Source organism: Cobetia sp. 1AS1 (assembly GCF_029846435.1).
GTDB classification, from domain to species: Bacteria; Pseudomonadota; Gammaproteobacteria; order Pseudomonadales; family Halomonadaceae; genus Cobetia; species Cobetia amphilecti.
On record NZ_JARWKU010000012.1, the window covers coordinates 25,259 to 36,552 of the forward strand.

Here is an 11,294-nt window from a genome sequence, read left to right on the forward strand (position 1 = left end):
CGATTGGCATGGGAGGTCATCGCTTTTCACGCTGCTCACTCGCATGATGATCAACGAGTCGTGCAGCACCCGGCCAATCGCGCGACAGCATCAGTCAGCATGCTCCAGCATCAGTGTCAGGAGCAGTTTCCCGCAGTACCGGAAGAGCGCCCGGATGTGCGTTCGGTAGACAGTTTTTCCTTACAAGGATGCGCCATGAGCGAACATCAACCCGCCCCTGATCAGCACGCCAGTGATGCACTGCCTGGCACGCGCCTCAAGCTGGAGCGCGAGCATCAGGGGTTGTCGCGTGATGAGGTGGCGACACAGCTCAACCTGCGCCCCAGCCTGGTCGATGACCTGGAACGCGACCACTACGACCAGATTCCCATCGCCGCGTACCGTCGCGGCTATCTGCGTGCCTATGCCCGCCTGCTGGGCATGGACGAGAAGGCGATCGTCGGGCAGTACAATGCCCAGTTCGGCACCACCGAAGCCGAGCGCTACACCCCCAGTTCCACGCCGTCGGTGCGCCCACCGGGCAAGATGGGCAAGTACCTGTTCCGCCTCGTCAGCCTGCTGGTCATCGCCGGTCTGATCGGTCTCAGCTACGTGTGGTGGCAGAGTGGCGATTATGGCCGCACCTCGCCGGCGGAAACCTCCGCCCTCGAAGGTGGCAGCGATGTGGATAACGCCGCACCGGTCGTGAACGCCGATGGGTCCATCGAGCTTTCGCTCTCGCAGTCCTCTGCCAGCGAATCGGCGCCGTCCTCCACTGCTACCGCCACCGGTGATGCGTCTGCCGTCGAGACAGGAGCATCTTCCGAGGCGACAGCGCAGAGTGCTGACGCGCTCGATACAGGCGCAACCGCGGCCACGCCGGGCGCTGCAGAGGCTGGCACGTCAGCGTCTGGCGCTGCCACGGATAGCGCCGCTGCCGCTGACGTGAGTGCTGTCGCCGATGCCAGTGCCGACACCACACAAGAGCGCGCAGCAGAAGAAGCTGCGCCGGCGGCAGACCCGCGCAAGCTCGAATTGACGTTCAACATCAATTCCTGGACCGACATTCGTGATGCCGATGGCAAGCGCCTGCTGCGCGGCAACAACGAGGCCGGCACCAGCACGACGCTGGAAGGCAAGCCGCCCTTCACGCTGACCATCGGCAATGCCTCTGGCGTCGAATTGCGTTACATGAATGAAGCGGTCGACCTCACGCGCGTCACGCGCGGCAGTGTCGCCAAACTTACCCTCGGTGAATGATCCGGAATCCCATGCATAGTCACTCCCCCATCAAGCGCCGCGTCTCGCGCAAGATTCATGTCGGCAATGTGGCCGTCGGCGGCGATGCACCGATTTCCGTGCAGAGCATGACCAACACCGACACCAACGATGTCGCCGCCACCGTCGCGCAGATCAAGCGCCTCGAGGATGCCGGTGCCGATATCGTGCGTGTCAGCGTGCCGGACATGGATGCCGCCGAAGCCTTCGGTCGCATCAAGCAGCAGAGCAACATCCCGCTGGTCGCCGATATCCACTTCGACTACAAGATCGCCCTGCGTGTGGCGGAACTTGGCGTCGACTGCCTGCGCATCAACCCGGGCAACATCGGTCGTGAAGACCGCGTGCGCGCCGTGGTCAGCGCCGCCCGCGACAACGGCATCCCGATCCGCATCGGCGTCAACGCAGGCTCGCTGGAAAAGGACCTGCAGAAGAAATACGGCGAACCGACGCCGGCGGCGCTGGTCGAATCTGCCATGCGTCACATCGACCATCTGGATCGCCTCGACTTCCAGGACTTCAAGGTCAGCGTCAAGGCCAGCGACGTGTTCATGGCCGTCGCCGCCTATCGTGACCTGGCAGCGCGCATCGAACAGCCGCTGCACCTGGGCATCACCGAAGCGGGCGGCCTGCGCTCGGGCACCGTCAAGTCTTCCATCGGCCTGGGCATGCTGCTGATGGACGGCATCGGTGACACCATCCGCGTGTCGCTGGCAGCGGACCCGGTCGAGGAGATCAAGGTCGGCTTCGACATGCTCAAGAGCCTCAAGCTGCGCGCCAAGGGCATCAACTTCATTGCCTGTCCCAGCTGCTCGCGTCAGAATTTCGACGTCATCAAGACCATGAACGAGCTGGAGACACGTCTTGAAGACGTGATGACGCCGCTGAACGTCTCGGTCATCGGCTGTGTCGTCAATGGCCCCGGCGAAGCCAAGGAGACCGATGTCGGTCTGACCGGCGGCAGTCCCGCCAACCTGGTCTACCTGGACGGCAAGCCGGCCAGCAAGTTGACCAATGACACCCTGGTTGACGATCTTGAGCGACTCATCCGTGACAAAGTCGCGGAAAAAGAGGCCCGTGAGGCCGACACTATCATCCGCCAGAGCTGAGCTTGTCTCGGCTGGCTTGCGCGTCATGATTGACGCGCCTTCGTCTCCCCACCCGCCTGCATGACCTCATGCGAGCGCCGTGGGGAGACGCGCAAGGATTCAGGAGAGAACGTTGAGTACCAAGATCCAGGCCATTCGTGGCATGAACGACCTGCTGCCGGACCAGTCACCGGTATGGCAATACTTCGAGCACCAGGTGGAAGCGCTGATGGGCCAGTACGGCTATCGCGAGATCCGCACCCCCATCGTCGAGCAGACCGCGCTGTTCAAGCGCTCCATCGGCGAAGTCACCGACATCGTCGAGAAGGAGATGTACACCTTCGACGACCGTAACGGCGACAGCCTGACCCTGCGCCCGGAAGGCACCGCCAGCTGCGTGCGCATGGCGATGGAGAATGGCCTGGTCCACAACCAGATCCAGCGTCTGTGGTACACCGGCCCGATGTTCCGCCACGAGCGCCCGCAGAAGGGTCGTTATCGTCAGTTCCATCAGGTGGGCGTCGAAGCCTACGGCATGGAAGGTCCGGACATCGATGCCGAGATGATCCTGATCTCCGCGCGTCTGTGGCGCCAGCTGGGTCTGCTGGAGCACGTCACGCTCGAGCTCAACTCGCTGGGTAGCCTCGAGGCGCGTGCCGCCTATCGTGACCTGCTGGTCGAATACTTCGAACAGCACCTGGATGTCCTCGACGAAGACTCCACACGTCGTCTGCACAGCAACCCGCTGCGCATCCTCGACACCAAGAACCCGGACATGGCCGCCGTCGTCGACGCCGCGCCGCGCCTGGGGGATCATCTGGATGAAGAGTCCCGCGTGCACTTCGAGGGCCTCAAGGCACGTCTCGACGCCGCCGGCATCGAGTACGTCATCAACCCGCGCCTGGTGCGTGGCCTCGATTACTACTCGCGCAGTGTGTTCGAATGGACCACCACCGCGCTGGGCAGCCAGGGCACCGTGTGTGCCGGCGGCCGCTACGACAGCCTGTTCGAACAGCTGGGCGGCAAGCCGGTACCGGCGGTCGGCTTCGCGATGGGCGTCGAGCGCCTTATCCTGTTGCTCGAGACACTGGAACTGGTACCGCAGGACGTCCGCGAGACCGTCGATGTCTACCTGATGTCGATGGGCGAGCAGGCCGAAGGCGAAGCCATGCGTCTGGCCGAAGAGCTGCGCACCGCCCTGCCCAATCTGCGTCTGGTGCTGCATTGCGGTGGCGGCAGCTTCAAGAGCCAGATGAAGAAGGCCGACAAGAGCGGTGCTCGCATCGCGCTGATTCTCGGTGAGAATGAAGTCATCGAAGGCACGGTGGCGCTCAAGTTCCTGCGCGAGGAACGCGACCAGGAAACGCTGAACCAGCGTGCGCTGGGCGAACGTCTCGACAGCGTCTTCGGCGCCTGAGACTGCCAATGAATATCGGGCGGAGAGCCAGCTCTCCGCCTCACGAATGCAAGTGCCGGCATGCCGGCCAGGTCAAGGAGACCGCCCGTGGCGGAAGAGCTCAGAAGCGAAGAAGAACAGCTTGAAGCCATCAAGCGTTGGTGGAGCGAGAACGGCAAGTCACTGATTGCCGGTGTCGTACTGGCCGGCGCCGGTGTCTTTGCCTTCAAGGCCTGGCAGAACTATGACGCCAGCCAGTCCGAAGCGGCCTCCGTGCGTTACCAGCAACTGATCAGCCTCGTCAGCCAGCCCAAGCTGGAAGACGCCGGCGTCAAGCAGGCGCGTACGCTGATCGGCGAACTGGAAAGCGAGCACGGCGACAGCCTCTACACCCAGATGGCGCACCTGCTGGATGCCAGCATGTCGGTCAAGGCCAACGATCTCGACGCAGCCGCCACGGCGCTGCAGAGCGTGATCGACAACAGCGATGACAGCTACCTGCAGGGGCTGGCCAGCCTGCGTCTGGCGCGCATCAATGTCGAGCGCGGCGACAACGACGCGGCACTCGCCCTGCTCAAGAGCCCGCCGGCGCCGCTGGCAGCGCAGGCGGCTGCGGTGCGCGGCGATGCCCTGGCCGCACAGGACAAGCGCGATGAGGCCATCGCCGCCTATCAGCAGGCCAGCACCCTGTCGCAGGAAAGTGGTCAGCCGGTCTACGGTCTCGACCTGAAACTCGCCGATCTGGCTGCGGAGTCTTCTTCATGAGCGTCACTCGTCGTCTGAGCGTACCGGCCTCGCTGCTGGCCGTGAGTCTGCTGGCCGGTTGTGCCAGCAGTGCCCAACCGGAATATGCGCCCAAGGAGCTGGTCGATTTCGATCGCCAGGTCGCGCTGGATTCCGTCTGGAGCGAATCGGTCGGCAATGGCCTGGGCCGTGCCCACTATCCGCTGTCACCGATCTTCGCCAACGACAAGCTGTTCGTCGGTGCCGAAGGCGGTGAGCTGGAAGCCCTCGCTGCCGACAGTGGCGACGACATCTGGCAGACACGGTTGCCGGCTGGCATCACCAGCGCACTGAATGCCGATGCCTCTCGCCTGTACGTCGGTACGCGCGATGGCAAGGTCAGCGCCGTCAGCCAGGAAGATGGCAGCATCGAATGGAGCACGCGTGTCTCCAGTGAAGTACTGGCCGCGCCGCAGTACAACGACGAACTGGTCGTGGTGCAGAGCGTCGATGGCACCGTGACCGCGCTTGATCGCTTCACCGGCGAAGAGCAGTGGGCCTACTCGGCCACGATTCCGGCCCTGACACTGCGTGGCACCGGCGCGCCGCGCGTCATCCAGCCGGTCACCTTCGCGGGCTTCGCCAACGGCAAGCTGGTCACGCTCGACAACCGCTCAGGTCAGGAACTGTGGGACCTGCGCGTCGCCGTGCCGGCCGGTCGTACCGAGGTGGACCAGCTGGTCGATCTCGATGGCCAGCCGGTGCTGACCCAGGATGGTCGCCTGTTCGTCACCAGCTACAACGGTCGCCTGATCGCGCTGGACGCCCGCAACGGCGAGCCGCTGTGGGACAAGCCGTCTTCCAGCTATCTGACGCCCATCGTGGTCGGCGATTACCTGTTCAGCATCGACAATGCCAGCCATGTGCTGGCGATGGATGCCAACACGGGCAACGTGCTGTGGAAGTCCGAAGACCTGGAAGGCCGCTGGCTGACCTCTCCGGCCTTCGTCGATGGCAAGCTGGTGGTCGGTGACTACGAAGGCTATGTGCACCTGATCGACGCCCAGAGCGGCGAGATGGCCGGCCGCTATGACGTGGGGGGCGATGGCATCAGCATCACCCCGCTGACCGAAGGCAAGCGCATCTACGTCTACACCAACGATGGCGAGCTGACGGCGCTGGATCTCGAAGCGCCGTAAGCCACTGATCGAGCGCGCCTGTCAGCCTGCCCCGCAATCTGACATGCGCCTCGCTCAGCCCTCGTCACGACAACGGCAGCCACCTGGCTGCCGTTGTCGTAATGCGCCATTGGTAGCAACTCCCTGTCAATGCTAGAATGCTGCCCCCGCTGATCAGGCCTGCCGCACGACGCAGCCGTTGATTCAGCCACGAGATCTTTCCGCCGACAGTGCTAACCCCCTGTCGGCGGACCATTCTGGATGCATGCGACGCCTGCGTCGTCATCCAGTGCCCCAAGTCCGATATCATCGCTATCGCCCTGCCTGCACAAGGTGCTTTCCAGCCATCATGGTTCGAAGCAGACCGTACGGGGCCGGCATCGATGCTATCCCTGCGAATGCTGTGAGATTCCATGAACCCCGTGATCGCCCTGGTCGGCCGCCCGAATGTCGGCAAGTCGACGCTATTCAATCGCCTCACCAAGACCCGTGATGCTCTGGTCGCCGATTTCCCCGGCCTGACCCGTGACCGCAAGTACGGCACCGGCAAGGTCGGCGGCAAGCCCTACACCGTCATCGACACCGGCGGCATCAGCGGTGACGAGGAAGGCATCGACCTGATGATGGCCGGCCAGTCACTGGCCGCCATCGACGAAGCCGACATCGTGCTGTTCATGGTCGATGCGCGCGCCGGTCTGAACATGGCGGACGAGGCCATCGCCAACCACCTGCGCGTCAACCAGAAGAAGACCTGGCTGGTGGTCAACAAGACCGATGGCATGGACGAGGAGATCGGCAAGTCCGACTTCTGGACCCTGGGTCTGGGTGACCCGCGCGCCATCGCCGCCGAGCATGGCCGCAACGTCACCACGCTGCTGGAAGAGGTGCTCTCGCCCTACCCCGAAGTCGAGGAAGGCGAAGACGAGGACCTGCACCCGGAGCTGGATGATCGCGGCGTGCGCATCGGCATCATCGGTCGCCCGAACGTCGGCAAGTCGACGCTGGTCAATCGCCTGCTGGGCGAGGAGCGCGTGGTCGTCTATGACCAGGCCGGCACCACCACCGACGCTGTGGAGATCCCCTTCGAGCGTCGTGGCAAGCCTTACCTGCTGGTCGATACCGCCGGGATCCGACGTCGCAAGAACGTGCGCGAAGTGGTGGAGAAGTTCTCCATCATCAAGACGCTGGAAGCGATCAAGAAGTGCAACGTCGCCGTGATGGTGCTCGATGCCCGCCAGGGACTGGTCGAGCAGGACCTGCACCTGCTGGACTTCGTGCTGACCAGCGGCCGCGCTCTGGTGCTGGTGGTCAACAAGTGGGATGGCCTGGAAAGCGAAGCCAAGGAGAAGATGCGCTCCGAGATCAAGCGTCGTCTGGGCTTTGCCGACTACGCTGACCTGCACTTCATCTCCGCGCTGCACGGCACTGCGGTGGGTGACCTCTACCCGTCCATCGACCGCGCCTTCGAAAGCGCCGTGGCCCGCTGGTCGACCAAGCGTCTGACCACTTTGCTGCAGGACGCCACCCAGGCGCACCAGCCGCCGATGGTCAACGGCCGTCGCATCAAGCTGCGCATGGCTCACCAGGGTGGCGCCAATCCGCCGCTGATCGTGGTGCACGGCAACCAGACCAACCGTCTGCCGGAAGCCTACAAGCGCTACCTGACCAACACCTTCCGCAAGGTACTCAAGGTCAAGGGCACGCCGATGCGCTTCGAGTTCCGCTCCGGCGACAACCCCTTCGATGGGGCCCAGGGGGCTGATGACCGCGAGCGCGCGAAAGAGCGTTCACTGGCGCGCACCAAGGAAGCTCGCAAGGAACGCAAGCAGCGCCGTTGATGGCGTGAACTGCGCCTGTGCGTGATGCCAGGCGAGCGGATCTGATCCGCCAGCCTGCCCCATGAAAAAGCCGCCCCTGCAGATGACTGCAGGGGCGGCTTTTTCATGTCACGCGCACTGACGTTTCAAGCACCTCAAGCGCCACAATCATCTCAAGGGCGTCAAGCACCGGGCTCACGCCTCCAGCGTCTTCTGCCCCGCCCAGAGATTGGCGAACTGCCAGGCGGCACGCCCGCTGCGCACCCCGCGCTGGGTGGCGTAGCGCAGCGCCTCGCCACGCGCAGCCTCATCGAAGCTGCCAGCGCCGAGACGCCATTCCACCCAATGCTGACAGGTCTCCAGATAGGCGTCCTGGTTGAAGGGATGGAAGGCCAGCCACAGACCGAAGCGGTCCGACAGCGAGATCTTCTCTTCCACTGCATCGCCATGATGCAGCTCGCCATCGACGATGTGGGTGGCCTGGTTGTCGCTCATATGTTCCGGCAGCAGATGACGACGGTTGGAGGTGGCATACAGCAGCACGTTCTCCGGCGGCCCGGTCAGGGTGCCATCCAGCACGCTCTTGAGCGCCTTGTAGGCGTCATCGCTGCCCTCGAAGGACAGGTCATCGCAATAGACGATGAAGCGATGCGGCTGCTGGGCCAGCTCGGCGACCAGCGCCGGCAGTGCCGGCAGGTCGTGACGATCGATCTGGATCAGACGCAGCCCCTCACGGCCCAGGGTATTGAGCAGTGCGCGGACCAGCGATGACTTGCCGGTGCCACGGGCGCCCCACAGCAGCGCGTGGTTGGCCGGTTTGCCCGCAAGGAAGGCGCGAGTGTTGGCCAGCAGCTCACGCTTCTGGCGTGCGATGCCGAGCAGGTCCTCGAGTGTCAGGGCATCACGCGGCGCGATCGGCGTCAGGCGCCCTCCCAGAGGGTGGCGGGTCCACAAGGCGGCGACATCGCGTGTCCAGTCCACTTCGACAGCTGTCGGCGGCAGCATCGGTTCGAGTCGGTCCAGCAGATGCGAGAGGCGGCGTTCAAACTCTGGCGACATGGTGATTCCCTTTCAGATACATGGGGTCCGGGCCGTGGCAGGCCCATCAGATCACGCCCAGTATCTCATGCCCGGCGGGGCCGTCTGGCCTGACGATGCTGTGATCTCAGCAACGTATCATTTCGCTGACTGCACCACTGCGCCTATCCGGTTATGCTGTCTGCACGTTTCTTGCACGTTCAGCGTCGCCCTGCCGTGCGCTCGAAGGTTGTCACGTCATCTAGCCAGGAGGCCCCAATGCCAGGATTGCTCGATCTCTCATCTCCCCGCGCCCTGCGTCGTCTACTCCCGCTGGCGGCCCTTGCGGCGTCCGTCACCCTGAGTGCCTGCGCCAGCTCTCCGCTAGGCCGCAGCCAGCTGACCCTCTACTCGGACCAGGAACTGGAGAAGATGGGGGAAGCCAGCTTCAGCAAGTACCAGCAGGAGCTGCCGGTGGTGGAAGGTCGTCAGGATGCCTACGTCAGCTGCGTGGCGGATGCGGTGACCGCCAAGGTGCCCGCCAGCTATGGCATCAGCGGCTGGCAGGTCAAGGTCTTCGAGGATGACTCCGCCAATGCCTTCGCGCTGCCGGGCGGCTACATCGGCGTCAACACCGGGTTGCTGGAGGTCGCCGAGAATCAGGACCAGCTGGCCACCGTCATCGGCCACGAGATCGCCCACGTGCTGGCGCGCCACGCCAACGAACGTGTCTCGACTCAATCGCTGACCTCCGCCGGGCTGTCACTGACCCAGGCACTGGCCGGCCTCGAGGGCACCGGTGGCGATCAGCTCATGGGCCTGCTAGGCATGGGCGCGGAATATGGCGTGCTCAAGCCGTTCTCGCGCTCCCACGAGTCCGAAGCAGACCTGCTGGGGCTGGACCTGATGGCCGAAGCCGGCTTCGACCCGCGCGCCAGCATCAAGCTGTGGGCCAACATGAATGCTGCCGGTGGCGCACAACCGCCGGTGTGGATGTCGACGCACCCGAGTGATGAGCAGCGCATGGCGGCCCTCAACGAGCGCCTCGAGACCGCTCTGCCGACCTATCAGCAGGCCCGCGCCGCCGGCGAGAAGCCCAACTGCGATCGACTACGCTGACCCCACCTGTGTGGCGTGGCGTCATCAGCCTCAGGCAACACACGCTCGCGCAGTCCAGGAGGCAACCCGGGGCTGCGCGAGCGTGTGGCGCTCTCTATCCAGCCGCCCTCTATCCAGCCGCCCTCTACTCTCTGGCTCTGCTCTCCCTAGTCTGCCCTCTGATCTATCTCTGTTGGCTATCTAACGCTCTACCAGCTCCTCCCTTTACCGGCTTGGCAGCCTGAATGTAAAAAGAAGCCGTCAAATGTGTCGATATCCGCGAATCATGTAACCGCATTGCTAATCTGGGATCACCTGCTCGCCTGCGCACTGCTCATGCAGACACTTCATGCACAGCGGCGCGAGCGTATTCCCGACACTCGCTTGAGGATGCCTTACATGACTCGACACGCACTCATCATTGACGACGACCCGGATTTTCGTGAACTCATCAGCGGCCTGCTTTCCGCCCATGGCTTCGACTGCACGCAGAGCGAAGGGCTGCAGGACATCGCCTGCAATCCCGCCTGTCTGGAGACGGACCTCATCCTGGTGGACTACGAACTGGGCGACTTCACCGGCGATGATGTGCTCGGCTATCTGCGCGAACGCAATGTCGAGGCGGGCATCATCCTGATGAGCGCCTGTCACAACGACGATATGCAAGCGATGGTCGCCAGGGGCAAGCGCAGCGGCCTGGAGATGCTGGGCCAGCTCGGCAAGCCCTTCGACATCATGCACCTGGCCTCGCTGCTGGCAGAGCTGGACAAGCAACGCAATCCTCTGACACTCGATGAGCTGGATGATGCTCTGACCGAGCGCCAGCTGCATCTCGTCTATCAGCCCAAGATCGACCTCGCCAGCGGCCGGCTCAGCGGCGCGGAAGCTCTCGTGCGCTGGCAGCATCCTCTGCGCGGCATGGTCATGCCCAACCAGTTCATCGCCCTGGCGGAACGCAGCAACCGTATCGAGGCACTCACCTGGCAGGTCATCGAGCATGGTTTCCGCCAGCAGGGCCAATGGCAGTCCCAAGGGCTTCACCTTGACCTCGCGCTCAATCTGTCACCCCAGCTGCTGCGCACCCGCGACATGCTGAAGACGCTGGATGCGCTGGCCAGTCAGCATCATGTCGATCCGCACTCCATAACGCTGGAACTCACGGAGAGCTGCGGGATCGACTGCCTCACCTACGCTCGCCACCTGCTGAACGCCATTCGCGACCGCGGCTATCGCCTGGCGCTGGATGACTTCGGCACCGGTTTCTCCTCGATGATGCAGCTCTACAACCTGCCGTTCGACGAATTGAAGATCGACCAATGCTTCGTCGGGCGCAGCGACAGCCACCCGGAAGCGCGCGCCATCACGCGTACCATCGTCGAGCTGGGCCAGCGTCTGAATCTCGCCGTGGTCGGCGAAGGCATCGAGACCGCGGAACAGCGCGATTACCTCTGCGATACCCGCTGCAATATCGGCCAGGGCTATCTGTTCGCGCGCCCCATGCCCGTCAGCGACTTCAATGCCTGGAGCCGCTGCCCGCCCAGCGCCGTCAATGCACTCAGCCAGCGCCACGCCTCCGCTGTCCATTGAGGAGACTGGCGTCCCGCCGCAGCGCAGCACAGACAGCGGGAATGCCGCAACACCCCCACTACACAGACGCCACCCATGTCGCCATGGGTGGCGTCTGTGTAGTGAAGGCCAGGATGAAGAGAGCGAGAGAACA

At 63.8% G+C, this 11,294-nt stretch carries 9 protein-coding genes; 8 read left to right on the forward strand and 1 reads right to left on the reverse strand.

What is annotated here, in order from left to right; translation table 11 throughout:
- The first annotated feature begins 195 nt into the window (after positions 1-195).
- The 6 genes from QD280_RS16045 to der all read left to right on the forward strand — a co-directional run bounded on the left by QD280_RS16045 (position 196) and on the right by der (position 7,480).
- Positions 196-1,239 (forward strand): RodZ domain-containing protein, encoded by a 1,044-nt coding sequence (locus tag QD280_RS16045; protein WP_279840004.1) that lies wholly within the window; start codon positions 196-198, stop codon positions 1,237-1,239.
- Positions 1,240-1,250: 11 nt separating this feature from the next.
- On the forward strand, positions 1,251-2,366 hold the full coding sequence (gene ispG, locus QD280_RS16050) for a flavodoxin-dependent (E)-4-hydroxy-3-methylbut-2-enyl-diphosphate synthase (RefSeq protein WP_043333809.1): 1,116 nt from the start codon (positions 1,251-1,253) through the stop codon (positions 2,364-2,366).
- Between the two features lie 112 nt (positions 2,367-2,478).
- A complete protein-coding gene (gene hisS / locus QD280_RS16055; RefSeq protein ID WP_279840005.1) occupies positions 2,479-3,762 on the forward strand; it encodes a histidine--tRNA ligase in 1,284 nt (427 codons plus the stop codon).
- Positions 3,763-3,849: 87 nt separating this feature from the next.
- A complete protein-coding gene (locus tag QD280_RS16060; protein ID WP_043333808.1) occupies positions 3,850-4,506 on the forward strand; it encodes a tetratricopeptide repeat protein in 657 nt (218 codons plus the stop codon).
- Entirely contained in the window at positions 4,503-5,663 is a 1,161-nt protein-coding gene (bamB, locus tag QD280_RS16065; RefSeq protein ID WP_043333807.1) for an outer membrane protein assembly factor BamB, read from the forward strand. Before QD280_RS16060 ends, bamB begins: the two co-directional genes overlap by 4 nt.
- 392 nt (positions 5,664-6,055) lie before the next feature.
- Positions 6,056-7,480 carry a ribosome biogenesis GTPase Der gene (gene der, locus QD280_RS16070; protein ID WP_043333806.1) on the forward strand — a complete coding sequence of 475 codons (1,425 nt, stop codon included), beginning with the start codon at positions 6,056-6,058 and terminating at the stop codon, positions 7,478-7,480.
- Between the two features lie 174 nt (positions 7,481-7,654).
- On the opposite strand, the gene QD280_RS16075 is transcribed toward der, so the two are convergent.
- Positions 7,655-8,518, reverse strand: a complete 864-nt coding sequence (locus QD280_RS16075; protein WP_043333805.1) for an ATP-binding protein — start codon at positions 8,516-8,518, stop codon at positions 7,655-7,657.
- A 237-nt stretch (positions 8,519-8,755) separates the two neighbouring features.
- On the opposite strand from QD280_RS16075, the gene QD280_RS16080 reads away from it, so the two are divergent.
- A complete protein-coding gene (locus QD280_RS16080; protein WP_279840006.1) occupies positions 8,756-9,595 on the forward strand; it encodes a M48 family metallopeptidase in 840 nt (279 codons plus the stop codon).
- A 378-nt stretch (positions 9,596-9,973) separates the two neighbouring features.
- Positions 9,974-11,161: an EAL domain-containing response regulator gene (locus tag QD280_RS16085; protein ID WP_279840007.1), complete on the forward strand. Its 1,188-nt coding sequence runs from the start codon at positions 9,974-9,976 to the stop codon at positions 11,159-11,161.
- The last annotated feature ends 133 nt before the right edge of the window (positions 11,162-11,294 follow it).

Bases quoted from the DNA above. Each gene is read 5' to 3' on its own strand.
- bamB (WP_043333807.1), top strand. From the start codon at position 4,503: ATGAGCGTCACTCGTCGTCTGAGCGTACCGGCCTCGCTGCTGGCCGTG.
- der (WP_043333806.1), top strand. From the start codon at position 6,056: ATGAACCCCGTGATCGCCCTGGTCGGCCGCCCGAATGTCGGCAAGTCG.
- QD280_RS16075 (WP_043333805.1), bottom strand. From the start codon at position 8,518: ATGTCGCCAGAGTTTGAACGCCGCCTCTCGCATCTGCTGGACCGACTC.
- ispG (WP_043333809.1), top strand. From the start codon at position 1,251: ATGCATAGTCACTCCCCCATCAAGCGCCGCGTCTCGCGCAAGATTCAT.
- QD280_RS16045 (WP_279840004.1), top strand. From the start codon at position 196: ATGAGCGAACATCAACCCGCCCCTGATCAGCACGCCAGTGATGCACTG.
- QD280_RS16080 (WP_279840006.1), top strand. From the start codon at position 8,756: ATGCCAGGATTGCTCGATCTCTCATCTCCCCGCGCCCTGCGTCGTCTA.
- QD280_RS16085 (WP_279840007.1), top strand. From the start codon at position 9,974: ATGACTCGACACGCACTCATCATTGACGACGACCCGGATTTTCGTGAA.